This window comes from Mycolicibacterium boenickei (assembly GCF_010731295.1).
Taxonomy (GTDB): domain Bacteria; phylum Actinomycetota; class Actinomycetes; order Mycobacteriales; family Mycobacteriaceae; genus Mycobacterium; species Mycobacterium boenickei.
In genome coordinates this window covers 2139418-2162102 of sequence record NZ_AP022579.1, presented here as the reverse complement: position 1 = coordinate 2162102, position 22685 = coordinate 2139418, and the positions used below count along the sequence as shown (strand labels likewise).

Sequence of the window (22685 nt, the reverse complement as noted above, 5' to 3'; positions counted from 1 at the left end):
TCCCCGATTCAACCGCATGGCGACGCGGGTAGCGTCGGGGACGTGGGCTACCGCGAACACCGTCCGCCGCCGCGCCTCGGGGAACTCGTGGAGTGTCGATGGATCCGGACCGCCCCGGCAGAACCCGGCCGGATACTGCCCGACGGCTGCATGGACCTGATCCAGCTGGACGACAGGATCGTCGTCGCCGGCCCCGACACCACGGCGTTCATCGCCGCGGGCAGCCGCGATCCGGTGCAGGGGTTGAGGTTTCGTCCCGGAATGCTGCCGCGCCTGCTCGGCGTGCCCGCCTCCGAACTGTGCAACACCCGGGTCGACCTGCGGGACCTGCGCCGGGTCGACCATGACGACTCGCTCGACGAGCTTGCCGAAAAGCTGGCCTCGGAACGGTCCCGCACCGAGACCGCGCCATGGCCGCTGCCCGCCCTACGGGACGTCACGCGCCGGCTCGCTGCCGGTGAATCGGTCACCGCGACAGCGCGCCAGGCCGGCTGGTCGAACCGGACGATGCAGCGGCAGTGCTCGGCGGTCTACGGATACGGGCCGGCGACGCTGCGGCGCATTCTCCGGTTCCGCCGCGCGGTCGGGCTGCTCGGCACCGGCCTGAGCGCCGGTGCCGTTGCGGCGGAGGCCGGCTACGCAGACCAACCGCACCTGCACCGCGAGGTCCGCGCCCTGGCCGGGGTCGGGTTACGCCAGCTCCGTCAACTGCCCAGGGCCGCGAACAGGTCCACCGAGGTCCCGTCGGGATCTTCGACGGTGGCGTAGCGCTGCCCCCACGGCGCGTCGAACGGCTTGAGCGTCCCCGGGTGCCCGGCCGCGGTGAGCCGCTCATAGAGCGCGTCGACATCGGCGGGTGCGTCGAGCCCGAAGGCCAGCGCCACCCGCCCGGACCTCGCCGGCGGCGTCCAGCCGGGGTGCATGCCCGCGATGACCTCCTCGGTGTCGAACGCGAGCCGGTTTCCGCCCGGCAACGCGACCTCGACATGCGGACCGTCGGGCTGGGGAACCGCCAACCCGAGGAGCCGGTAGAAATCCAGGGACCGGGACAGGTCCCGGGTGACGATCTCGATGACCGCCGAGTTCAGGTTCAATGCCATAACCGCAGGTTAGGACGCTGACCCGGGCTCGGTCGTGAACAGATCGGACAAGCTGTCCCTTTGTCGGACTGCCGGTACCGAGTAGGTTGAGCCTGACTGTTAGTTACTTGCCAGTAGGGAGTCCCCGATGCCCGCTCCGTCCGCCGCCGACTTCGCCCGCCTGCGCGCGCTCGTCGCCATCGACGACGCTGACGCCCGGCAGTCCAAGCCGATCGAAGAGGTGTTCACCGGCAAGGAGCTGACCACCATCCCGGTCGGCACCGCCGAGGACGTGACCGCCGCCTTCGCCAAAGCCCGCGCCGCGCAGGCCCAGTGGGCCAAACGACCGGTCAAGGAACGCGCCGCCGTGATCGAGCGCTTCGGCGACCTGGTGGCCCGCAACCGGGACTTCCTGATGGACGTGGCCCAGGCCGAAACCGGCAAGGCCCGCTCGGCCGCGCAGGAAGAGATCGTCGACATGATCCTGAACTCGCGCTACTACGCGCGCGAGGCGACGAAACTGCTCTCCCCCAAACGCGTGCAGGGCCTGCTCCCCGGCATCGTCAAGACCGTGGTCAACCATCACCCCAAGGGCGTCATCGGGGTCATCTCGCCATGGAATTACCCCATGGCCCTGTCGATCTCGGACTCCATCCCGGCGCTGCTGGCCGGGAACGCCGTGGTGGTGAAACCCGACAGCCAGACGCCGTACTGCACGCTGGCCAACGCCGAACTGCTGTACCAGGCGGGCCTGCCGCGCGATGTGTTCGCAGTGGTTCCCGGGCCGGGTTCGGTGGTCGGCACCGCGATCGTCGAGAACTGCGACTACCTGATGTTCACCGGCTCCACCGCGACCGGCCGGGCCCTGGCCGAGCAGTGCGGCCGCCGGCTGGTCGGTTTCTCCGCCGAACTCGGCGGCAAGAACCCGATGATCGTGACCAAGGGCGCCAACCTCGACGTGGCCGCCAAGGCCGCGACCCGCGCCTGCTACTCCAACGCCGGGCAACTGTGCATCTCGATCGAGCGGATCTACGTCGAGCGGGAGGTCGCCGACGAGTTCACCGCCAAATTCGGTGAGCAGGTGCGCAACATGAACCTCGCAGCCGGCTACGACTTCACCGCCGACATGGGCAGTCTGATCTCCGAAGACCAGGTCAAGACCGTCTCCGGCCATGTGGACGACGCAAAGGTCAAGGGCGCCACCGTGGTTGCGGGCGGTAATCCACGCCCGGACATCGGCCCGCTGTTCTTCGAGCCGACGGTGCTGACCGGCGTCACCGACGAGATGGAATGCGCACGCAACGAGACGTTCGGCCCGCTGGTGTCGATCTACCCCGTCGACTCGGTGGAGGAGGCCATCGCGAAGGCCAACGACACCGAGTACGGCCTGAACGCCAGTGTGTGGGCAGGCAGTAAAGCCGAAGGCGAGGCGATCGCGGCCCGGATCCAGGCCGGCACGGTCAACGTGGACGAGGGCTACGCCCTGGCCTGGGGCAGCACCGCGGCCCCGATGGGCGGGATGAAGGCCTCCGGCGTCGGACGGCGGCACGGCGCCGACGGCATCCTCAAGTACACCGAGTCGCAGACCGTCTCCACCGCACGGGTGATCAACCTCGATCCCCCGCTGGGCATCTCGCAGACGTTCTGGCAGAAGGCGCTCACCCCGATGATCCGGGCGGTGCAGAAGCTGCCCGGCCGCTAGACCGACGCGGTGATGCTCCGGCGGCAGTTCCTCTACTCGGGGGCGCTCGTGATCGGGACGGCCCTCGCCGCGGGGTGCACGGAACCCGCCGGCGAGGACCGACGCACCTGGCGGATGCCCGACGAAGGCGAACCGCACAAGCGGACCTGGATGGCTTTCGGTGCCGGCGAGGCGATCTGGGGCGCGGCGCTACTCCCGGAAGTGCGCCGCAACTTGGGGACGATCGCCCGGGCCATCGCACAGTTCGAACCGGTCACCATGTTGGTCCGGCCCGAGGAACGTGACCTGGCACGCGAAATTGTCGGGCCCGCAGTGGAATTGGTGGAGGCACCGCTCGACGATCTGTGGATGCGCGATACCGGACCGGTGTTCGTGACGGGCAACGAAACGAATGCCGGCGTCAACTTCAACTTCAACGGCTGGGGTGAGAAACAGGATTTCGATCACGACGCCGGTGTCGCCGATTTCGTGGCGGCGCGAGCGGGTGTCGAAGCGCTCCCCACCGACCTGGTGCTGGAGGGCGGCGGCATCGAGGTGGACGGCGAGGGCACCGCGCTGATCACCGAGAGCTGCGTCCTGAATTCCAATCGCAATCCGCGATGGTCGAAGGCGGATGTCGAGGCCGAGCTTCGGCCCTTGCTCGGCCTGGAGAAGATCATCTGGCTACCCGGTATCGCGGGTAAGGACATCACCGACGGCCACACCGACTTCTATGCGCGGTTCGCCCGGCCCGGCGTGGTCGTGGCCGGGTTCGACCCGGACCCGGAGTCCTGGGACCACGACGTCACCGCGCGTCACCTCGACATCCTCAAGCAGGCGACCGACGCGAAAGGGCGGCCACTCGACGTCGTGGTCATCGATGCCCCCGGAACGGTCCGGCCGGAGTTCGAATCCGACGACTTCGCGGCCGGCTACATCAACTTCTACGTTTGCAACGGCGGCGTGATCGCGCCGGAGTTCGGTGATCCGCAAGCCGATGCCGCGGCGCGACAGACCTTGGAGCGGCTCTTCCCCGACCGCCGCGTCGTGCAGATCAACATCGACGGCATCGCTGCCGGCGGTGGCGGCATCCACTGCACCACCCAGCAGGAACCCGCCTAGCTCGGCGGGGACGACGCGCGACGACGGCGAAGTTCAGCGGAATCCGCGGCGCTTCCGGCGGCAGGGCCCAGCCTTCGGTGCAGGGCACGAGCGCCGGGAAAGCCTGCCAGTCCATGTACGGCAGTTCGGCGAGTGCCTCGATGACGAGCCCGGCCCGCAACAGGGACGTGACAACTTCGGACAGGTCATGGCGCCATTCGTGGTTGCGCACGTGCGTGATCAGACCGTCAGAGTTTTCGGTGTACGTCCCCGCGTCGTCGTAGGTTCGCGCGCCACCGCCGCTGAGGTAGTCGTCGGTGACATCCCACGGCTCGAAGTCCATCGCGCTCAGGATGGGATGGTCGTCGCGGATCAGGAACACCCCGCCCGGCTCGAGCAGGTCGTGGATCGACCGGGCCCAGTTGGCGAGTTCCGGTAGCCACACGATGGTTCCGGCACTGGTCACCACGGTCTCGAAGCGCCGCTGGATCAAGGCCGACGCGAACCGGGCATCGCCCTCTACCCAGGTGATCTCACGGCCGTCCGCCTCGGCGATCCGGGCCGCATGCCGCAGCGAATTCGGCGACAGGTCGACTCCGTGTACGTCGCGCGCACCCAGCCTGGCCCAGGACACCGTGTCGGTGCCGATGTGACATTGCAGGTGCAGGAGCGACCGGCCCGTCACGCCGCTGCCCGGCAGATGCGGCGCGAGCACCTCGAGGTCGTTGCGCACGACCCGCGAGATGTCGGTGGGATCGGCCAGAAACCCGGCCACGTCGTACATCTGGGACCGGGCATGCACGTCGGCCCGGTCATCCCAGTTGGCCCGGTTCGCGGCGAGCGCGTCCAGTTCAGACACTGGGTCACCTCCTCGCCGCGACCCTACCGTTCGGCCGCTAGATCGGGTTGAACGACGAGATCAGCCACTTTCCGTCGAGTTTCGTGAGTCCCACTTTCACGGCGCTGGCGGCCTGCGCCGGTTCGGGGTTGTCGCGGCTCGTCGTCGCCTGGTTCAGGTAGACCAGGACCTCCGCGGTGTCGGCCTGCACCGTGATCGGCGCCGCGCGAACGACCGTGGCGGTGGCGCGGATGTCCTTCTGTTTGGCGGCCGGCGCCACGAACTTGTCGGCGAACTCGCTGTAGTACGTCAGGAAGTCACCGGTCAACCGAGATCGTGCGTCGGCGAAGTCCTTGTCCAAACTGTCTGGCGCATAGGACAACAGCGCCACCGAACCTTCGGACGCCGCGTCGATCACCGTCGTGGACGATCCGGCGATGCCGTGATCGACGCGGTACATGCCGAAGTAGAGCGCCGCCGCGGAGCTCGCCGAGGCCAGCAGTACGCAGACGACCGCGATCGGTCGCCACTGCCGGGCCAGCCGATGGATCCACCGCTCCTGGGGCTGGGCACTCTCCTCGGCGACCACGTCACCGGCCGAGATGCCTTCGACGACATCGACTTCGGGGGTGGCTTCTGAGGTGTCTTCTGCTGTGGCTGTGCTCACGGGATGAACTCCACCTTCGACATCTTGATCTGTTCCCCGTCTTTGACCATGGTGACGCTCAGGCGCCAGTTCCGTGGCTGCTGATTCGCCCCGGCCGAGTTGCTCACCGTGGTCGACGTACTGACGAGGACGACTGCGGAGTCCCCGTCCATCGACTGCACCGCAGAGGCTCCGACCGTGGCCTTCGTCGTCGCCTTCGAGTCCTGCGCCGCTTTCACCAGGTCTTCGGAGGAAGACTCGATGTCGGCCTTGAACTGTCCGGTCGAGTTGTCGAGGATCTGCCGGACGTTGTCCTGGGCCGTGGCGCTGTCGATCGACATCAAGGTGACGGCGGCTTGCGAGGCAGCAGCCGCGAATTCCGCGCGACGCTGCTGTTCGCGGTCGGCTTGCTGGTGGTACCAGATCACGTATCCGCCTGCCGCGATCAGCGCGCCGCTGACCAGGATGGCGGCGCCGGCGAGCAACGTCGCGAGCCGCGGACGCCGGCTGCGTTTTTCACGTGGCGCTTCGCCGGCGTCCCCGGGATCGTCGGTTTCGGATTCGGCCGACGGCGTGACGTCGACGGCATCGTCGAGCACGGCTGCCTCAGTTTCCTGGTCAGTTTCCTGGTCGGAGCGGCTGAGTAACCGCATAGTGCACCTCCGGTTGGTATCGGCCGGTCGCGAATGACGCCGATTACCGCGGGCGCCTCATGGCCGATGTGACTGCTGCCACACGGTAGTGCGGCAGCTGAGCGTGCCCGGCCCGATGTCCCACCCAGCGGACAAATCCATGCCTGGTGAACGGCTCCCTCACCAGTTCCGCAGCGAACACAACGCCCCTTTGGCCCCGGCAGCGCGGTCGACGACGATTCCGTCGATGGCCATTTCGCACGTCAGGGTCGCCGGAGTTTGCGGGGCCAGGCCGGCCGTGGTGACGGTGACCATGGCCCACTTCATCGGGTCGGCGAGCGTGGTCTCGCGGACCCAGGGCTTGCCCGGTTCCAGCGTCAGATCGTCCTTGGGGCTGAATTCGTAAGGATTGTGGCTGTAATCCGCCCACGTCGGCGGGTCGACCTCGCGGAAGTAGATGCCGACGGTCGTCGGCTGCTCGGCGGTGACCGTATAGGTCACGCGATGCATCATGGGGGCCTCGTCGGCGTGTGACGGTGTCGCCAACGCAAGGCCCGCGCCGAGGGCGGCGACGAATGCGGTCACCGCGACCGCACGCTCAGAGGTCGCCACGGAGCCACCTGGCCGATCCGTCACTGGCCACGCAGCTCAGGAAGAGTCCGTCGGGCGCCTGCGCGACAGTGTTCTCGAAACCTTGGCACGGCGAATTCTCCTCACGAATACCCTTCAACGGCGGTGAGCGGAAGTAGCGCGGCTCGTACCGGCGCGGTGATCCGCAGAAGACCAGCCGGCCCCACGAGGTGGTTCCGAAGACGTAGTACGCCGTATCCCCACACGGCGCGCCGAGCACGACGCCACCGGTGATCCCGGGTACGCACGACGGTTCGCTACACCCGAGAGGTTCTGCGCCCGCAGGGGCTGGGGCGGCCATCGCCGCCGCGACGAGCAACCCCGCCGTTACTGCCACCGGTATCCGCACGTACGACACTGTGGCACGGCTGAATCCGGTTGCCGGCCCATGGCCCACTAGGTGGGACATTGTTCGTCAAAAAAACGACAGAAGTAGCACAGTTAGCACAGCCGCGGCGACCGCCGCTGGCCCGTGTACAGAGGAGTTTGGTCATGCGGGTGTCGAAGACATTCATTGGCGCAGGGGTGCTTGCCGCCGCTGCGGTGGGTGGCTTGTGCAGCCCTGTGGCCGAGGCATCCCCGAGCGATTGGGGTCTGAACGGGACCTACATCGCCACGTCAAACGGCGAGTGGGCCAAGTCGAACGACATCTTCCACGACGAGGCCAGCATTCGCGGGACCTGGACGATCTCCACCACATGCAGTTACCCGAGTGAATGCACCGGCACGGTCGACACCGACTGGGGTTGGAGCGCACCGATTTACAAGAAGAGTGGCGTCTGGTACGTCAAGAAGACGGTGGACAACTGGCAGACGTGCGGCGACGGCACCGCAGGCCCGGGTCTGCAGGTCTACCGCTTCTTCCCCTCGAACGAGGGCGCCACCGCGGTCGATCCGGCGTCGACGACCCTGCTGGGCGAGGATTCGACCACGGGCGTCAGCGGGTCGTGCGGCACCAGCAAGGTCGTCTTCATCACGATGCCGTTCAAGCTTGTGAAAGCGGCCTGACTGGAACGCTTTTCAGCTGGCCGACCAACCCGAAAGCCCCGCGATGGATTCCATCGCGGGGCTTTCGGTTCAGGTGGTGAACAGGTCCTGCCAGGTCTGGTCACCCGTGCGCGGCACCAGGTCGGTCTGGCGGTACACCTTGCCGTCCGGGGTGGCGTAGCGGCCGGTCCGCGGATCGTACGTGGCGACCGCCACCGACGGACCGTCAGATCCGTTGGGGCTGAACGCGCTCGGCGCCATCACCGGCGCATCCGGGACCGGTGGCACCTCACCCGCCGGCGGTGCGGCAGGCGCCTCGGCCGGCGGCGCCTCAGCTGGTGGCGCAGGAGGTGTGGCTGCCGGCGGACGCGGGGTGCCCTCGACGGGACCGTGGATGAACTTGTCATGATCGACGCGGGAATCCGGTGCGATCCCCTGCGCGAGCAGGTTGGGATCGATCGGGTAGGGGCCGAGGGCGTGCTGGCGCATCGCCAACGGCTCGTAAGGCTGGTCGCTGTTACAGATTTCGACGGTGGGAGCACGCTTGCCGGGCTTCCCCATGCACGGGTAGTTGCGCGCGCCGCGGACACCGATCGCCGAATCCTGCGGCAGCTTGCAGTACAGCCCATCGGGAGTGTCGATGTCGGTGGTGTCCTCCGGGGACCGCCACGATGACGGCGGCAGGAACCCGACTGTGCATGCCGGTGGGTCGCCCATCGTAAGTGTGAAGTCGCCCAAGGACATACCGATCGGATTGTTCTTCGGCGCACCGTATGACTGCGTTGATGCGATGGACGGTGGCAGAAGTACCAGGAGCTGTTCCAGCGAGGGGCGGTAGGTCACCCCGACCTGACCGAGGCTGGTGAGGTTGGCCAGCAGCAGCGGCAGGGTCGGCTTGACCTGGTTGAACAGGCGAGAGGCTTCGTCGGCAGCACCCGACCCCTCCTTGAGGAGCGTGCGCACGTGCTGGTCGTCGTCGGCGACCTGCTTGGTCACCCCGGCCATGCTTCGTGCCCACGTGCGGATCGCCTCGACCGACTCAGCCTGCCCATCGAGGAGCGGCGCCCCGTCGTCGATGAGCGCACGGGACTGATCGGAAGCCGCGTTCGCCTCGGCGATAAGTCGGGACGAGGAATCCAGTAATGCTCCCATGTCGTTTCCGGTGCCGTTGAAGGCCTTGAAGGTTTCGTCGAGCAGCGGGCTGATCTTGTCCTTGGGGATGCTGCCCATGAGCGAACTGACCTGATCGAGCATCGGCCCCACGGCTTGGGGGATCGATGTGCTGGAGGCCGGGATGACCGACCCGTCGTGCAGATACGGTGCCGAGTCGTTGCGGGGCTGCAGGTCGACGTACTGCTCACCCACCGCCGACACGCTCAGCACGGCGGCGTGCAGGTCCGCCGGGATCTTGGGCGACGTGTTCAGCGACAGCGTGGCTTCCGCGCCGTCACGGGTGGGCCGCACCTCGGTGACCTTCCCCATCTGCACACCGCGGTAGGTCACGTTCGAGAACTGGTACAGTCCACCGGTTCCCGACAGTTGCAGGGTCACCGTCATCCGCCCGATGCCCAACAGGGTGGGAGCCTGCAGATACACGATGCCCATCAGGGCCATGCCGATCACCGATGCCACCGCGAAGATGGCCAACTGGATTCGGACGAAACGGGTGAGCATCAGTTGCCGCCTTCGCTCGGTGCTGCAGGGTCAGAAGGCACTACTGCCACAGGAGAACCGGGCTGCGGTTCCGGGGCGGGCACCGCCGCCGGGTCCGCCGGTGCCGTCTCAGCGGACTGCGCAACCGGAGCCGCCGGTGCCGGTTCACCATCGGCCGGAGCCGGGTCGATCAGCGGCGGCATCGTGGCCACCGAATCAGGCGGCGGCGGAGTCAGCGGCATGCCAAGCGGGTCCTTCGTGTAGTTGGCATACCAGGGGTCACCCGGCGCCGGCGTGAGGGGCAGTCCCTCCTGGCCCCATCGGGTGCCCAGGAACAGTCCCCGCTTCAGCCTCGGAATGGTGAAGTCGAAGGTGATGAACTGGTTGAGGTAGTCCCCGCGGATGGCCCGGTCGATGAAGTTCTGCGGGTAGGGGTATGTCGGCGCGTAGGCCAGCACAGTGCCCAAATTCGGGCCAACGTCAGCCAGTGCCTTGACGGTCGGTTCGAGGTTGCGCAGGTTGGTCAGCAGGTCGTCGCGTGTCGCATTGACGAGGTTGGTCGCGGTTTCGCTGAACTTGCCGAACTTCTCCAACGCGGTGGTGATGCGAGGGCGTTCCTTCACCAGCACATCGAGCGCCGGTGGGATCCGTTGCAGCGCCGTGGTGATCACCTCCTGCTGTCCGGACAGCGTGCCGGCCAGTCGGTTCAGCGCATTGATGGAGGCGTTGATGTCGTCTCGCTGGTTTGCGAACATCCCGACGATGTCATCGAGCCGGGTGAGCAGGTCGCGGATCTGGTCCTCACGGCCGTTGAGCGCCGCGTTGAATTCGGTTACCAGGTCACCGATCTTGCCCAGGCCGCCACCGTTGACGAGCACGGACAGCGACGACAAGGTCTGTTCGGTCGACGGATATGTCGAAGTCTGGTTCAGCTCGAGGGTCGCGCCCGGGGACAGCCGTCCAGACGGCGATTGCCCCAGCGGCGGATCGAGCGCGATGTGCATGGAGCCCAGCAAGCTGGTCTGCCCGACGGTGGCGACCGCGTTGGCCGGAACGACGACGTCGGGTTTGACCGACACCTCCACGTCCGCGTGCCAACCCTTCACCACCATCCGGGAGACGCTGCCGACGATGACGTCACTGATCATCACCGGCGAATTGGCTTCCAGTGTCCCGATATTGGCGAGTTCGACGTGGTAGGTCGTGGCGTCGGCCCCGCGCCCCACCGTGCCGGGCAGGGGCAGCGAATTCAGCCCGTGGAACGCACAGCCGGTTAGGGTCGCCGCCGCACAGGCGGCGACCGCGGTCAGGCGCGTCAGCGACCGCCGAGTGATCATGGGGTGCCTCCTGGGGCCGGCGGTGCCGGGATCGGTGCGGCTTCGGCGGGTAGCAGCATGTCGCGCAACGTCTTCGGTGCTTGCACCGGAGGATCCGAGACGACCGGCGATCCGGGATACGCCGCGGGTGAGGTGTTCGCGGGCAATCCGTTGGGTGCATACGCACCGGGCCCTCCAGCCGGGGGCGCACCCCAGCCGGCCGGCGGCGCCACGTCATTGGCACCGGTGTAGGCCGACACGGCCGGCGGCAGATCCTGGTAGGGCTGCGGACGTCCGCCTGCTCCGCCGGGTGCCAGATTGGGATCGGTGTACACCAGGTTTTCCGGGCTCGGCGACTTCTTCAGATAGGCGTTGAACGGCATCGGCATGTGGTTGAAGTTGAGCAACGACAGGGCCGGCCCGAGATACTGGGCGCACAGCTTGGACGATTCTGCCGCGGTCGCGTTCTTGACCGCCCCGATCGCCGAGCACACCACCGACAGCGGGTCGGAGAAGTTCGCCAGTGCGAACGCACCGACCGCACTGCCACTGTCGGGGTTGTAGATGTTGTAGCCGTTGGCGATCGCATTGGGAGCGACGTGTAGGACGTTCTCCAGCTTGATCTTGTTGTCCACCAGGTTCTGGGTCACGTTGTTCAGCCGCTCCAGTTGCTCGGCGGTCTGGTCGCGGCTGCCCGCCACGAATCGCCGAACATTGCCGACGGCGTCCGCCAGGTTGGTCAGTGCGCCGTCCAGATCGGAGCGGCTCTCGTCGACGACACTGGTGACGTTGGCGAGATGACCCTGGAACTCCACGATCTGGGCGTTGCTGTCCCGCAGGGCCGTCACGAAGACCTGCAGGTTCTTGATGATGCCGACGACATCGCCGCTCCCCTGGCCCAGGATCTTTGCGACACCGGACAGCTGGCTGATCGCTTCGTGCAGCTTCTCGCCGTTGCCGTTCATGGCTGCGGCGGCACTGTCGACGAAGCGGCTCAGCGAGGTGGCCGAGGCTCCGTTGATCGGCCCCAGATCGGACGCCAACCGCATCAGCTGGTCCTTGACCTGGTCCCACTCGACCGGCACCGCGGTGCGCTCGACCCCGATCTGCGCACCGTCGGCCATCGTCGGGCCTTCGTCTTCATAGGCCGGTGCCAACTGGACGTACCGGGCCGCAACGAGGTTCTGCGCCATCAGAATTGCCTTGGCGTCGGCCGGGATCTTGACGCCGCGATCGACGGCGAGGGTGATCCGTGCCTGCCCGCCGACCGGCTCGATGCTCTTGATGGAGCCGACCTTGACCCCGGCGACACGAACCTCGTCACCCGGGTAGATCGCCGTGGCAGAGGTGAAGTACGCGGTGATGGTGGTGGGCTTGAAGGCGGTCTGCCGCACGATCATCACCGTGCCGGCCAGGGCCAGCACGGCCAGCAGCACCAGCACGGTGCGGCTGATCCGCTTGCGGTTACGGGCGATCATCGACTTCCTCCAGGAATGCCGTTGTGGGGCCACGGGAATTCGGCGCGCGGGCCGGCATTGTCCGGCGGCTGACCGGCATTGGTGCCGCGGCGGAACCCGAACGCGTAGTCCAGGAACGGCTGGATGGTCTGCGCGGGATTGAGGTTCGCGACAAAGGCGTTGTAGTAGAAGCCGTTGTTCACCGATTCACCCTGGGTGACCTGATATTTGGCGAGACCTGCCAGGGCTCCGGCGATGTTGTCGCGGTTCTTCTCCAGCATCGCCGTCACCGCGTTGAGCTGCTTCAGGGTGGGGGCGAGCTCTTCCTCGTTGTCGTGGACGAGTCCGGACAGTTGCTGCGACAGTGCCGAAGTGTTGGCCAGCAGGTTGACGATCGCATACCGGCGCTGGTCGAGCACCCCGGTCAACGCGTTCGCGTCCAGCAGCAGCGTGTTGACCTGTTCACTGCGCTTCGACAGGATGCCGGTCACATCGGCCGCACTCTTGAGCAGGTTGGACAGCGACTCGTTGCGGCTGTTGAGCGTCTCCGACAACCGGGACAGGCCTTCGAACGTCGGCCCCAGCTGGGGTGCCATCCGGTCGATGGTGTCCGACAACGTATCCAGGGACTGCGTGAGCGCGGCCGTGTCCGTGCCCGCGGTGTTGTTGGTGAAGTCGCCGACGGCGTTGGTCAACGAATACGGCGATGCCGTCCTGGTGATCGGAATCGTGTCCGAGGCACGCATCGTGCCGGCGCCTGCCGGTTCCAGGGTCAGCATCCGGGCACCGAGCATCGTCCCGGTGCGGATGTGCGCGGTGGTGTCGGAGCCGAGCCGCACCTTGCTGTCGAGGGTGAAGGTCACCAGCGCCTTGCCGTGACTCAGGCTGACATCGGTGACCAGGCCTTTGGTGACTCCGGAGATCTTGACGTCGTTACCGGTGGTGAGCCCGCCGGCCTCGGCGAACAGTGCGTTGTATTTGACCGACGTGGCCCACGACCAGAGCGCCTGCGGCTGGAGTCCGACCGCGATGATCATCGCGATCAGCACGATGCCGATGAGCCCACTCCGGATGAGGTGCGATCCACGGTATTTCAGCATCAGGGCTCCCCACAGCGTCCGGAGTTCTGCATGATCCACGGGAAGTACGCCGTGCGCCCCTGCAGGTCGGTGACTCTGACATTCATGCCGCACACGTACTGGTTGATGAAGCTGCCGTAGGCACCCAACCGGACCAGCTTGCGGTAGTTCTTGGGCGCGTTCTGCAACGACAGGTCCAGACGCGCCATGTCGTCCTCGTTGGAGAGCAGCGGCGCCAGCCGGGTGAGTTGATCCACGGTGCCCGACAGCGGCGGGCGCGCCTGCGTCATCAGGTCCGCCAGGGAGGCGGTGCCGTTGTCGAGGGCGTTGATGGCTTCTCCGATGGGATCGCGTTCCTGTGACAGACCGGTGATGAGCTGTTGCAGCTGCTCGACGGCACCGGAGAACTTGTCGCCATCCTTGGCCACGGTTGCCACCGTGGTTTTCAGGTTGTCGATCAGCTGTTGCACGGTCTGCCCGTTGTCGGCGAGCGCCTGGGTGAACGAAGTCGTATGGGACAGCAGCGATTCCACCGTGCCGCTCTGACCCTGCAGAATCTGGATCAGCGAGTTGGTCAGGGCGTTGACGTTCTGGGCGTTGAGACCCTGGATCACGGGTTTGAGCCCGCCGAGGAGCAGGTCGAGGTCCAGCGCCGGTTCGGTGCGCTCCACGGGGATCTGGGAGCCCGGCGGCTGGAGCTTGGTCGATCCCGGGCTGTCGAGCAACTCCAGATACCGGTTGCCGACCAGGTCCAGGTAGCGCACCGCGATCTTGGTGGCAGTCGTCATGACGACTTCGCGGTCCGAGTCGAAGTGCACCAGGACGGTGTTGTCAGGTTGCAGCTCAACGTCATTGACGGTGCCGACGCGGATACCCGCCACGCGTACCGAGTCGCCGGCCTTGAGGCTGGACGCGTCGCTGAACACCGCCGAATAGCCGTTGGTCGACCCGGTCCGGTACTGGCCCATGATCGCGAACAATGCTCCGGTCAGGAGCAGCATCGTCACTCCGAACACGCCGAACTTCACAGCGGTCCCTCGGGTGCGCGTCATCCCGGTTGTCCAATCTGGGTGGTGTTGCGCGGCGGGCCGTCGAGCGGGCCGTACAGCGCTTGCTTGAGTGCGTCGGAGTTCAGCAGGATGCCCTGATTGCCGTACTGCGCCGGGTTGGCGTCGATGTCGGTGACGATGAACGGCGGCCGCTTCTCGAAACCGACCTCGGGCAGGCCCTGGCACTGCGGTCCGCCGGTGGCGGCCACCTTCGGCAGGTTGCCCGGGTAGCGGTAGCGCTCGGTGCCCAGCAGGAACGAATCGAGCAGCATGACGCCCGGCAACGGCTGCGGCGGACCGAGGGCCAGTGGCTCCATGCCCTTGAGCGCGCAGTTGAGCGCCGAGTTGTACTGGTTGGTGAGATTCGTGGTCGGCACCAGCAGGCGCATGGCGTCGGTGATCCCGGCACTGTTCGTCGTCAGCACGTCGTTGCCGATATCGGCCAGCCCGATCGCGCTGAGGAGCGCCGCGTCCAGATCGTTTCGCCGATCGAAGACTGTGTCACTGAGCCGGGTCGCGTTGCGGATGGTGTCCGTCAACTCGGGCCCGACATCGGCGTACGCATTGAACACCTGTGGCGCGACGGCGATCTCATGGCTCATCGTCGGCAGGCTGGGGCCGATCTTGGCCAGCAGCGCGTCCAGGTCGACCATCGTCTGACCCATCTTGTCGCCGCGGCCGTCGATCGCCTGGGCCATCGCGCCCAGCGTCTCGTTCAACTTTTCCGGCTGGATCTGCGCCAGCACCGACACCAGTTGCTCGAACACCGTGTTGATCTCGACGGTGGTGTGCGTCGCGTCCAGGACCTGGCCGGCGTACATCGATTTCGACGACGGATCGGCCGGCGGGACGAGTTGGACGAACTTGGCGCCGAACACAGTGGTCGAGGCGATCTCGACACCGGTGTTAGCCGGAATCAGCTGCAGATCATCGGGATTCATCGCCAGCTTCAGAGCTGCCTGACCATCGGGCAGGGTCTCGATCGCCACGACCTTGCCGACCTGCGCACCGTGCAGTTTGACCTTGGCATCGGGGTTCATCACCAGGCCGACCCGCGGCGAGATGACGGTCACCGACGCGGTGGGGGCGACACCGCCGCGGAACAGCACGATGGCCCCGACGACGATCGCGGCGATCACCAGGACCGTGATCAGTCCGCTCAGTTGACGTTTAGCGTCACGCGACATCAGATGCCTTCTCTAGCCGGAGAGGTTGAAGTTGCCGTTGGAGCCGTAGACGGCCAGGGAGACCAGCAGCGTGATCGAGACGACGACGATCAGCGACGTCCGGACGGCATTTCCGACCGCCACGCCCACGCCGGCTGGGCCACCGGTGGCGAAAAATCCGTAGTAGGTGTGCACCAGCAGGATCGCCAGGGCCATCAGCAGCGCCTGCAGGAAGGACCAGAGCAGATCGATGGGGTTGAGGAACGTGCTGAAGTAGTGCCCGTACAGACCGCCCGACTGCCCGAGCAGCACGACGGTGGTGAACTGGCTGGCCAGGAACGACAGGATTACTGCGATCGAGTACAGCGGCGTGATCGCGATCATCCCCGCCACGATGCGGCTGGACACGAGGTACTCGACCGGCCGGATGGCCATCGATTCCAGGGCGTCGATCTCTTCGTTGATCCGCATCGCGCCGAGCTGCGCCGTGACACCGGCGCCGAAGGTGGCGGCCAGGCCGATACCGGCGACGATGGGGGCCGAGATCCGTACGTTGATGAAAGCCGCGAGGAACCCGGTCAGCGCTTCGATGCCGATGTTGCCCAACGAGCTGTACCCCTGGATCGCCAGGACGCCGCCGGTGGCCAGGGTCAGGAACCCCACGATGACGACGGTCCCGCCGATCATCGCCAATGTGCCTGCACCCATGCTGATTTCGGCTACCAGCCGGATGACCTCCTTGCGGTAGTGCATCGCCGCGTGGGGCATGCCGGCCAGGGCCCGGCCGTAGAACAGAACGTGGTCACCGATGCCACCGAGCACGGCCCCCGGCCGGCGTACGGCACGGGACAGGCGCGGGTAGGCCGACTGGAGTACCGCCGTGGTCGCCGTCATCGGGTCGTCATCTGGATGCCGATGGCGGTGACCACCACGTTGACCACGAACAGTGCCATGAAGGCGTAGACCACCGTCTCGTTGACGGCATTGCCCACCGCCTTGGCGCCTCCACCCGAGACGGTCAGACCGCGATAGCAGGCGACCAGTCCGGCGATGAGGCCGAACAAGGCCGCTTTGACACAGGAGATGACGACCTCCGGAATGCCGGTGAGCAGGGTGATGCCTGCGGCGAAGGCGCCCGGGTTGACGTCCTGGACGAACACCGAGAACAGGTATCCGCCAAGGATTCCGATGATCACGACGACGCTGTTGAGGAGCAGGGCCACCAGTCCGGAGGCCAGCATCCGCGGGGTGACCAGACGCTGGATCGGATTGATGCCCAGCACCTCCATGGCGTCGATCTCTTCGCGGACGGTGCGCGACCCGAGGTCGGCACACATCGCGGTGGCACCGGCGCCGGCGACGATCAGCACCGTCACCATCGGACCGACCTGGGTCACGGCGCCGAAGGCCGCACCCGCCCCGGAAAGATCCGCCGCACCCAGTTCGCGCAGCAGGATGTTGAGGGTGAACGACACCAGCACGGTGAACGGGATCGCCACCAGCAGCGTCGGCGCCATCGACACCCGCGCCACGAACCAGGATTGGTCCAGAAATTCGCGCCATTGGAAGGGTCTGCGCACCACGAATCTGGCGGCGTCCACCGACATGGCGAACAACCCACCCACCCCCTCGAGTGGGCCGGCGAGCTGTCGCTGCAGCATCGGATCTCCGTTCTGTGTAGCTCACACGAGAGGGGGTCGTATGACCCAGACCACTCGTCTCGACCGGGAACAATCGCAGTTAATTTCCGGCTTCACCATCGGCTGTCCCGCCCACCGGGAAAACAACCCTTCGGGGGGTGTTTCTCGCCAGTCACCGGTGAGCGGACCATGTCGTTGCCGGCCCCGCTGACCGCGTGTGAGCCTCGAGGTGTCGAGCCATCGAGACGAAAGAAGATCCGTGTCGCAATCCGCTTCGGTCACCCATCACACCAGTGCGCCAGATGCCTTACGCGAGGTCCGCACGAGCGCGGGCGCTCTGCATTACTACGACGTCGGTAGTGGTCCGACCGTGCTGTTCCTGCACGGCTCGGGGCCCGGCGTCACGGGATGGCGCAACTTCCGCGGCGTGCTGCCGACATTCGCCGAACGCTTCCGGTGCCTGGTTCTCGAATTCCCCGGTTTCGGCGTCTCAGACGATTGGGGTGGGCACCCCATGGTCACCGCGCAGGGTGCAGTCACGCCGTTCCTCGATGCGCTCGGGATCGAACGGGTGGACATCGTCGGCAATTCGATGGGCGGCGGTGTCGGTATACATACGGCGATCAACTCGCCCGAGCGGGTCGGCCGCCTGGTGACCATCGGCGGGATCGGCACCACGATCTTCTCCCCCGGTCCCAGCGAGGGCATTCGGCTGCTGCAGGAGTTCACCGAGGATCCGACGCGTGCGCGCCTGGTCGCCTGGTTACGGTCCATGGTCTACGACCAGTCGTTGGTCACCGAGGAGCTCATCGAAGAGCGCTGGACCCTGGCGACCGATCCCGAGACGCTGGCCGCCGCCCGCCGGATGTACGGAAAGGCCGCGTTCACAGCGACGATGGCGGCCATGGCGGCTTCGGACCGGCCCATGCCGTGGGCCAGGATGCACAAGGTGGCCGCACCGACGCTCTTGACCTGGGGACGCGATGACCGCGTGAGTCCCCTTGACATGGCACTGATTCCGATGCGCACGATTCCGAACGCAGAACTTCACGTGTTCCCGAACTGCGGGCACTGGGCCATGATCGAGGCGAAAGCCGCCTTCGAGTCAGTGGTTACGACCTTCTTGCGGCGAGGCGACTGACGTCCAACCGCTGGAGACCGGCCAGCACCATGCCGATTCCAGACCGGTGCGCCGCTATCAGCTCGTCAAGTTCGTGCGGTTCCTTGGCATCGGTCCACCAGATGTACGCGTTACTGCTGACGTGGACGATGAGTCTGCTCGGCAGCGCGCGTATGAACGCGTCGTCACCCAATTCGAAATGCCGCGCCAGGAACTCGGTGATGGCGTCAGCCAGGTTCTCGCTCCACTCCATCCATCGCAAGCGATACTGGGGCGTCTCGGCAACGAGCGCCATGAGTTTGCGAGCGATCTCGACCGACTGCCGGTGCTGAGCCCCCGCTGACTGCCGATGCCGTACCTCGACCGTGAACATGTCGACGAGCACGTCTACCGGGTCCGAATCTGCTGCAGCACAGGCCAATAGATCGCGCATGTTGTTCTCACTTCGCCGGAACAGAGGTCCCAGGACATCTTCTTTGACCGGGAAGTGGCGGTAGAACGTACGCGTCGCGATGCCGACCTCGGCGCAGATGCGCTCCACGGTCGCCGTGGTGTCGCCGTCTGCGATGAAGATGTCGCATGCGGTCCTGGCGATATCGAGCCGCAATTCTTCAGCGCGACGCTCGGTGAGCGTCGGTCCCTTACTTCTGGGCATTCGACGATTGTCGTCGCAACAAGCTGCGAGGCACGTGGCCTCCTTTACTTCGCGGCGGTGATGTGCCTAGACTCACACCTGTCACGTTGTGACACATATGCAGAGTATGACAGGTATGGAGGTGTTGTGCCAACATCGAATGACGACGGAACTCCCATAGCGATGCTCGATCGCGTTGCTTCCCTTCTGGACGTCTTCGGTGCACGACAAGCGCTCTCACTGGCGGAGATCAGCCGGTATTCCAACGTGCCCCGCTCATCGGCCCATCGCATCCTGCAGGGCCTGGTGCAGTTGGGCTGGGTCGAACGTCAGGGTGCCAAATACGCGCTGGGACTGAGGATGTTCGAACTCGGCAGCCAGGCAGTGCGGCAGCGCCGGATCCCCGAAGCGGCACTCCCCGTGATGGCGGATCTGCATCGACGCACCGGCCTGACGGCACATCTGAGCGTTCTGGCGGACACGCACGTACTGCACATCGAACGCTTCGGCGGGTGGCCCAGCCAAGGCAATTGTTGGCAGGTCGGGTCCAAGCAGCCCCTCGAGCAGAGTGCGGCCGGACGGGCGCTGCTGGCGCAGCTCGACGAGTCGGACTGGCCGGAATTGCGATACGCGGTGACCTCGCCATACGGCATTCGGAACCGGGCGGAGTTGGATCGAAACCTGGCCACCGTGCGTGCCCGTGGTGGCGTCGCCGTCGACGCCGAGGGTTGCGAGTTGGGTGTCACCGTCGTGGCAGCCCCCATCGGAGTGAGCGAGGGTGGCAATCGGTTCGCGTTGTCGCTGTGCGGTCCCGCCAGGACCACACGCGTCGAACCCGTTGCCGCCGCGGTGCACAGCGCGTCATGGGCCATCTGCCACAGCCTGTCCAGCGTGCCGCGCAACGGCGCCAGACAAGTACGCGCAGCGCATCGCGCGGTGACACCGGCCATGATCCATCGAACCGCCGAGGCCACTGTGGCAGCGGTCGGCGCCAGGTGACGAGAACCTAGCCGCGCAGATACCTCAGGGCATACCGAGGAAGCCGGGACACGGGTACCCGCTTGGGCCAATCGGCCGGCCGGAAATAGGCATCCGACCCGCCATCGACGAAGATGACACTGCCGCACAGGAACTCGGCCGCATCAGAGAGCATGAAGACCATCCATTCCGCGAGATGATCGGGGTTGCCGAAGCCCCCGACCGGGACCGGGAAGGACCGCACCGCCTTCGCTTCTCGGGGAGACGCGAGCTGCTTCTCCAGCAGTGGAGTCCTGATCGCCCCTGGGGCTAACGCGTTGAGCCGGATCCCGGCCGCAGCCCAGTCCGGCGACACCGCATGCCGCCGTACCCAACGCGATACGGCAATCTTGGACGCGCCATAGGCGAACGACGGTCCGATCGAACGGTATCGCCGCAAGGTCCTCACCGCACCGTCGAGGTCACCACGCAACATCGCCCGTACCGCGCGGTGCGGCACCATCGGCATCGTGGTGCTCGAATTGCTCCCGACGACGACCACCTTCGCGTTGCCGCCTGCCGCAAATGCGGCCCGCCACTTCTGCAGCAGGTCGACCACACCGAAGTAGTTGACCGACAGGATCAGCCGCACGGCCTCACGGTCAGGCAACGGGCCCACACCCGCGGCCATGATCGCTCCGTCCAGCCGTCCACCGCACAATTCGAGCACCGCGGCCACGGCCTCCGAGCGGCCGTGCGCTGTCGAAAGATCAGCGATCACCTGGGCTTCGCGGAGATCGACTCCGATGACGAAATGCCCCTCGGCCCTCAACCGCTCCGCCGCCGCCCGGCCCATCCCGGAGGCCGCTCCCGTAACCACATAGGTGCCCATGTTCACCAGTCCTGCCAGGGAATGATCGTGTTCAGGGGCGTCTCGATGACGCATTCTCCGGTCGTCGTTGCACCAGAAGCGTTCCCGTTCAGGCATTCGGCGATGCGCCCGGTGACATCTGCCGGATCTTCGTCGAGGTAGAGCAACCGGATGCGCAAGCCGCCGGGCGGATCTGCGGCCTCCGACGATCGGAGGCCGAGGCCATTGTTCTGATGATGATCCAGCGTGAACGTCCACGCCCCGGCGACACCATCGAGATCCAACAGTGCGGGAATCGCCACCCGGTCCTCCCACCGGTGGTGGTCGTGAGCATCGGCGGCGTAAGGTTCGGTGAACCGGGTCATCGTCAGGTGCAGACCTCGGTTGGGGCGATACGGGATGACGCCAGGCGATACCAGCGCCGACTCGGCCGCATAACCTTTCACCGGCCGGAAGAACGCCAGCACCGTGCGGCGCACGCCCGGAATCATGGGGCCGCGGCCCCACTGGAACGAGTCGGCGCCAAGCTGTTCCCACGCGCGCACCGACGGCCCGACCGGGGACCGGAACCAGTACATCGCTACGTAATCGGTATCGGCCTGTTCGGGCTCGGCCGTTGAGACAGCCCGGCACCCGGCAGGGCGACTCCACCGGTCACCCCACGCGATTCCGGGTAGGGCGAGGTTCTCCGGTCGATGGTCGAGTTGATGCCATTCGTTGTAGCGCCGGTGTTCCTCGGGCCCGCCCCCGTCCAGGGCGACGAACGAGAAGAAGACCAACGGGCAGTCGGAAGCGGACATAATGGTCTCTCAGATCTGTTCGGGGACTGCTGATCCGGCCAGTCCGAGGTTGAGCAGGGCGTGTGCGTACGGATTCCCGTTGAGCAGCCGACTGGTGCGCGTGGTGATCTGCCATCGGCCGTCGAGACGTTCCAGCACGAAATGATTGGCGGTCGCCCGCCAGACCCGGTAGCCGGACCCGCCGTCGCTCAACAGCACCAGTAATTCACACACCGCGACCGCGGAGTCCCCGCTGACCGTGACCACGGCCGGCCCGAGAAAATGGCAGCAGCCGGTAGCCACCAGATCCTGATGCCCGGCCGAACTCACCATGTCGTGCACCCCACGCCGACCCGTCATCAGCCAGTCCTCGACGTCATAGGTGCCGTCATTCGACCACAGCGCGGCCGCCCGGTCGGCGTTGCCGGCATCCACTGACGGGCCGTATGAGGCAAGAAGTTTCGTGATTGCCAGTTCGTCCTCCAGGCGTTGCAGCCGGGTGAGGATCTCTTGTTCGATACTCATAGTCCCTCCTGGATGTCGCGCAACCGGGCGAGCTGGTCGCAGTAATGGTCCGCATTGTCGGCACGCACCGCGTAGGTGATGGCGGTGGCGCCCGCATCACGCAGGGTCGCGAGCCGCGCCCGGGTACCCACCGGATCGGCCTCGGGATCCACCTTCGCTGAGAGCAATACCTCAAATCCAGGGGGCAGATCGACGCCGGCGAGAAGTTCCCGCACCTCCCGCGCGGACAAGCCGAACGGCATCCAGCCGTCGGCCAATTCCACCGCCCGGCGCAATGATCCGGAGCTGCGACCGCCGACCCAGATCGGCACCTGCAGCTGCTCGGCGTGAGGAAGCACCGTCACACCCTGGAAGTCGTAGAACGCCCCGTGGTAGCGCGGCGTCGCGGTGGACAACGACGCCCGTAATGCGCGAAGAGCATCGTCGGCTCGTGCGGCCCGTCCCGACCAGGCCGCGCCGAGAAGGTCGAATTCTTCTGTGAGAGACCCGATTCCAACACCGAGGACAAGCCGTCCCGCGCTGACCCGGTCCAGGGTGCCGTAGCGTTTGGCGATCTCCAGCGGGTGGTGATATCCGAGGACCAGAACCGACGTGGCGAGCCGGATCTGTCGGGTATGCGCGGCAAGGAAACCCAGGGTGGCCAGCGGGTCCCAGTAGACCGCGCCGCGTGTGGCGGCTTCGGCCGACGGAACGGCAACATGCTCTGAACAAGTCAGGTAGTCGAACCCGAGATCGTCGGCAACAGCCGCGATCCGGGCCAGATCATCGATCCCGGCTTCGGCCTCCCACGACGACGCAGCGCCTGGAACCTGTACCACCACGGGCGTCGACAGGCCGATCCGCAC

At 66.3% G+C, this 22685-nt stretch carries 25 protein-coding genes; 6 read left to right on the top strand and 19 right to left on the bottom strand.

The annotated features are described in order from the left end of the window. Nucleotides 1-42 precede the first annotated feature (42 nt). Nucleotides 43-768: a helix-turn-helix domain-containing protein gene (locus tag G6N57_RS10130; RefSeq protein ID WP_077740311.1), complete on the top strand. Its 726-nt coding sequence runs from the start codon at nt 43-45 to the stop codon at nt 766-768. Here G6N57_RS10130 and G6N57_RS10125 read toward each other — a convergent pair. Then, nucleotides 705-1100, bottom strand: coding sequence for a VOC family protein (locus G6N57_RS10125; RefSeq protein ID WP_077740310.1), 396 nt, complete (start codon nt 1098-1100; stop codon nt 705-707). The genes G6N57_RS10130 and G6N57_RS10125 overlap by 64 nt on opposite strands. Nucleotides 1101-1227: 127 nt before the next feature. On the opposite strand from G6N57_RS10125, the gene G6N57_RS10120 reads away from it, so the two are divergent. Next, on the top strand, nt 1228-2781 hold the full coding sequence (locus G6N57_RS10120) for a succinic semialdehyde dehydrogenase (protein WP_077740309.1): 1554 nt from the start codon (nt 1228-1230) through the stop codon (nt 2779-2781). A gap of 12 nt (nt 2782-2793) precedes the next feature. Then, nucleotides 2794-3882: an agmatine deiminase family protein gene (locus tag G6N57_RS10115; RefSeq protein ID WP_077740308.1), complete on the top strand. Its 1089-nt coding sequence runs from the start codon at nt 2794-2796 to the stop codon at nt 3880-3882. Here the strand turns inward: G6N57_RS10115 and G6N57_RS10110 are convergent. The 5 genes from G6N57_RS10110 to G6N57_RS10090 all read right to left on the bottom strand — a co-directional run bounded on the left by G6N57_RS10110 (nt 3815) and on the right by G6N57_RS10090 (nt 6956). Then, a complete protein-coding gene (locus G6N57_RS10110) occupies nt 3815-4720 on the bottom strand; it encodes a class I SAM-dependent methyltransferase (protein WP_234815598.1) in 906 nt (301 codons plus the stop codon). The two genes, G6N57_RS10115 and G6N57_RS10110, sit on opposite strands and share 68 nt — an antisense overlap. Nucleotides 4721-4757: 37 nt before the next feature. Beyond that, complete coding sequence (locus G6N57_RS10105) at nt 4758-5366, bottom strand: twin-arginine translocation pathway signal (RefSeq protein WP_077740307.1); 609 nt, start codon at nt 5364-5366, stop codon at nt 4758-4760. After that, complete coding sequence (locus G6N57_RS10100; protein ID WP_174814473.1) at nt 5363-5998, bottom strand: Rv1363c family protein; 636 nt, start codon at nt 5996-5998, stop codon at nt 5363-5365. Before G6N57_RS10100 ends, G6N57_RS10105 begins: the two co-directional genes overlap by 4 nt. Before the next feature lie 159 nt (nt 5999-6157). Further along, on the bottom strand, nt 6158-6589 hold the full coding sequence (locus tag G6N57_RS10095; protein ID WP_322790659.1) for an Rv2576c family protein: 432 nt from the start codon (nt 6587-6589) through the stop codon (nt 6158-6160). Continuing rightward, entirely contained in the window at nt 6576-6956 is a 381-nt protein-coding gene (locus G6N57_RS10090; protein ID WP_077741875.1) for a hypothetical protein, read from the bottom strand. The genes G6N57_RS10095 and G6N57_RS10090 overlap by 14 nt, the downstream gene beginning before the upstream one ends. 143 nt (nt 6957-7099) lie before the next feature. Between G6N57_RS10090 and G6N57_RS10085 the strand changes: the two genes are divergently transcribed. Beyond that, nucleotides 7100-7615 carry an Rv2253/PknI dimerization domain-containing protein gene (locus G6N57_RS10085; protein WP_077740306.1) on the top strand — a complete coding sequence of 172 codons (516 nt, stop codon included), beginning with the start codon at nt 7100-7102 and terminating at the stop codon, nt 7613-7615. Between the two features lie 69 nt (nt 7616-7684). Here G6N57_RS10085 and G6N57_RS10080 read toward each other — a convergent pair whose 3' ends face one another. The 8 genes from G6N57_RS10080 to G6N57_RS10045 are packed head-to-tail and all read right to left on the bottom strand — an operon-like array spanning nt 7685 to nt 16975. Then, a complete protein-coding gene (locus G6N57_RS10080; protein WP_097925802.1) occupies nt 7685-9268 on the bottom strand; it encodes an MCE family protein in 1584 nt (527 codons plus the stop codon). Further along, nucleotides 9268-10584 carry an MCE family protein gene (locus G6N57_RS10075; protein ID WP_077740305.1) on the bottom strand — a complete coding sequence of 439 codons (1317 nt, stop codon included), beginning with the start codon at nt 10582-10584 and terminating at the stop codon, nt 9268-9270. The genes G6N57_RS10080 and G6N57_RS10075 overlap by 1 nt, the downstream gene beginning before the upstream one ends. Then, nucleotides 10581-12041: an MCE family protein gene (locus tag G6N57_RS10070; RefSeq protein ID WP_077740304.1), complete on the bottom strand. Its 1461-nt coding sequence runs from the start codon at nt 12039-12041 to the stop codon at nt 10581-10583. The genes G6N57_RS10075 and G6N57_RS10070 overlap by 4 nt, the downstream gene beginning before the upstream one ends. Further along, the gene (locus tag G6N57_RS10065) at nt 12038-13120 is read right to left on the bottom strand and encodes an MCE family protein (protein WP_075920539.1); all 1083 of its coding nucleotides are present in this window, start codon (nt 13118-13120) and stop codon (nt 12038-12040) included. Before G6N57_RS10065 ends, G6N57_RS10070 begins: the two co-directional genes overlap by 4 nt. Beyond that, nucleotides 13120-14151: an MCE family protein gene (locus tag G6N57_RS10060; RefSeq protein ID WP_077740303.1), complete on the bottom strand. Its 1032-nt coding sequence runs from the start codon at nt 14149-14151 to the stop codon at nt 13120-13122. Before G6N57_RS10060 ends, G6N57_RS10065 begins: the two co-directional genes overlap by 1 nt. Further along, a complete protein-coding gene (locus tag G6N57_RS10055; protein ID WP_077740302.1) occupies nt 14148-15335 on the bottom strand; it encodes an MCE family protein in 1188 nt (395 codons plus the stop codon). Before G6N57_RS10055 ends, G6N57_RS10060 begins: the two co-directional genes overlap by 4 nt. Before the next feature lie 12 nt (nt 15336-15347). After that, nucleotides 15348-16208 (bottom strand): MlaE family ABC transporter permease, encoded by an 861-nt coding sequence (locus G6N57_RS10050; protein ID WP_075920536.1) that lies wholly within the window; start codon nt 16206-16208, stop codon nt 15348-15350. After that, a complete protein-coding gene (locus G6N57_RS10045; protein ID WP_029110801.1) occupies nt 16205-16975 on the bottom strand; it encodes an MlaE family ABC transporter permease in 771 nt (256 codons plus the stop codon). The genes G6N57_RS10050 and G6N57_RS10045 overlap by 4 nt, the downstream gene beginning before the upstream one ends. A gap of 238 nt (nt 16976-17213) precedes the next feature. On the opposite strand from G6N57_RS10045, the gene G6N57_RS10040 reads away from it, so the two are divergent. Beyond that, complete coding sequence (locus G6N57_RS10040; RefSeq protein ID WP_077740301.1) at nt 17214-18095, top strand: alpha/beta fold hydrolase; 882 nt, start codon at nt 17214-17216, stop codon at nt 18093-18095. On the opposite strand, the gene G6N57_RS10035 is transcribed toward G6N57_RS10040, so the two are convergent. Then, nucleotides 18067-18729: a TetR/AcrR family transcriptional regulator gene (locus G6N57_RS10035; protein WP_077740300.1), complete on the bottom strand. Its 663-nt coding sequence runs from the start codon at nt 18727-18729 to the stop codon at nt 18067-18069. The genes G6N57_RS10040 and G6N57_RS10035 overlap by 29 nt on opposite strands. Nucleotides 18730-18855: 126 nt before the next feature. Here G6N57_RS10035 and G6N57_RS10030 point away from each other — a divergent pair, with 126 nt between their 5' ends. After that, nucleotides 18856-19707, top strand: coding sequence for an IclR family transcriptional regulator (locus tag G6N57_RS10030; RefSeq protein WP_077740299.1), 852 nt, complete (start codon nt 18856-18858; stop codon nt 19705-19707). Between the two features lie 7 nt (nt 19708-19714). On the opposite strand, the gene G6N57_RS10025 is transcribed toward G6N57_RS10030, so the two are convergent. From G6N57_RS10025 to G6N57_RS10010, 4 genes are read right to left on the bottom strand one after another with little or no spacing between them, the layout of a single operon-like run. Beyond that, nucleotides 19715-20557, bottom strand: coding sequence for an SDR family oxidoreductase (locus G6N57_RS10025; RefSeq protein ID WP_077740298.1), 843 nt, complete (start codon nt 20555-20557; stop codon nt 19715-19717). Nucleotides 20558-20559: 2 nt separating this feature from the next. Next, a complete protein-coding gene (locus tag G6N57_RS10020; RefSeq protein WP_077740297.1) occupies nt 20560-21336 on the bottom strand; it encodes a hypothetical protein in 777 nt (258 codons plus the stop codon). Between the two features lie 9 nt (nt 21337-21345). Continuing rightward, nucleotides 21346-21840 carry a nuclear transport factor 2 family protein gene (locus G6N57_RS10015; protein WP_077740296.1) on the bottom strand — a complete coding sequence of 165 codons (495 nt, stop codon included), beginning with the start codon at nt 21838-21840 and terminating at the stop codon, nt 21346-21348. Then, nucleotides 21837-22685 carry a TIGR03619 family F420-dependent LLM class oxidoreductase gene (locus G6N57_RS10010; RefSeq protein WP_077740295.1) on the bottom strand — a complete coding sequence of 283 codons (849 nt, stop codon included), beginning with the start codon at nt 22683-22685 and terminating at the stop codon, nt 21837-21839. Before G6N57_RS10010 ends, G6N57_RS10015 begins: the two co-directional genes overlap by 4 nt.